General features: G+C 49.9%; 3 protein-coding genes and 1 pseudogene. All 4 read left to right on the top strand.

Annotated elements, in window-relative coordinates:
• Positions 1-170: pseudogene (locus Q0257_RS11085) on the top strand (trigger factor); the annotation flags it as partial.
• Positions 171-755 carry an ATP-dependent Clp endopeptidase proteolytic subunit ClpP gene (gene clpP / locus Q0257_RS11090; RefSeq protein ID WP_295150849.1) on the top strand — a complete coding sequence of 195 codons (585 nt, stop codon included), beginning with the start codon at positions 171-173 and terminating at the stop codon, positions 753-755. It abuts the pseudogene before it with no gap.
• A complete protein-coding gene (gene def, locus Q0257_RS11095) occupies positions 756-1,274 on the top strand; it encodes a peptide deformylase (protein ID WP_298024836.1) in 519 nt (172 codons plus the stop codon). It abuts the gene before it with no gap.
• Positions 1,271-1,407 (top strand): hypothetical protein (locus tag Q0257_RS11100; protein WP_298024838.1); only part of this gene is annotated, 137 nt, incomplete at its 3' end. The genes def and Q0257_RS11100, both read left to right, overlap by 4 nt.

The raw sequence follows: 1,407 nt of genomic DNA on the forward strand, positions 1-1,407 counted from the left end.
TCCAAGCGGTCTATATGGAGGCCTACACCTACGGCGCCGATCCGAAGGAGCATCTAAATAGATACCGCAACAACGGCATGCTACCAGCCGTCAAAATGGCGCTAATCGAGGAGAAGCTATTTAACGATATTTTCTCAAAGCAGGGCAAAAAAGAAGAGAAGGGCGAATAGATGGTGATTCCTTACGTTATCGAACAAACTAGTCGCGGAGAGCGCAGCTACGACATCTACTCGAGGCTGCTAAAAGACCGTATCGTAATGCTTAGCGGCGAGATCGACGACGCGGTAGCAAGCTCGATCGTCGCGCAGCTTCTGTTTTTGGAGGCGGAGGATCCGGATAAGGATATCTATCTATACATCAACTCCCCGGGCGGCGTGGTTACGAGCGGATTTAGCATTTATGACACGATGAATTACATCAAACCCGACGTAAGCACGATCTGTATCGGTCAAGCGGCGTCGATGGGGGCGTTTTTGCTAAGCTGTGGAGCCAAAGGCAAACGCTACGCGCTTCCAAACTCGCGCATAATGATCCACCAGCCCCTAGGCGGCGCGCAAGGCCAAGCTACCGACATCGAGATCCAAGCCAAAGAAATTTTACGAATGAAAGAAATTCTAAACAACATCCTTTCGCAAAATTCCGGCAAAGATCTCGCGCAGGTCGAAAAGGACACCGATCGCGACTTTTTCATGAGCGCCGAGGATGCCGTGCAATACGGACTGATCGATCAAGTACTTCAAAAGAGCTTTAAATAGATGATCCTGGACGTCCTTACCTATCCGAATAAAAAGCTTTATCAAAGATCGACCGAGGTCGTGAAATTCGACGCGGCGCTGGGCGAGCTTTTGGATGATATGTATGAGACGATGATCGCAAAAAACGGCATAGGCCTTGCCGCCATCCAGATAGGCAGGCCCGTGCGCGCTTTGATCATAAATTTAGCCAATGAGGAAAAAATCCAAGACAAAAAGGACCTCATCGAGATCATCAATCCGCAAATTTTAAAAAAGGAAGGCGAGGTCGTTTACCAGGAGGGCTGCCTGTCGGTGCCGGGCTTTTATGAGGACGTCACGCGCGCCGAGTTTATCACGGTGCAGTTTCAAGACCGCGCCGGCAATACCCGCCAAATGGACGCCAGCGAACTGCTAGCCGTCTGTATCCAGCACGAGATGGACCACCTCGACGGACATCTTTTCATCGAGCGCATCGGATACAATAAACGCAAAAAATTTGATAAAGAATTCAAAAAAAGCCTAAAAGAAAAATCGAAATGAAATCCCTAAAATGCGCTGCCTTCACGGATGCACTGATCCCCGTAGAGGTCGAGTCGACATTCGTGCGGGGGCTGCCGGGATTTAATATCGTCGGTCTTGCGGGCGCTACGATAAAAGAGAGCGAAAGCCGCGT

The organism is uncultured Campylobacter sp. (genome assembly GCF_938018035.1).
Lineage (GTDB): Bacteria > Campylobacterota > Campylobacteria > Campylobacterales > Campylobacteraceae > Campylobacter_B.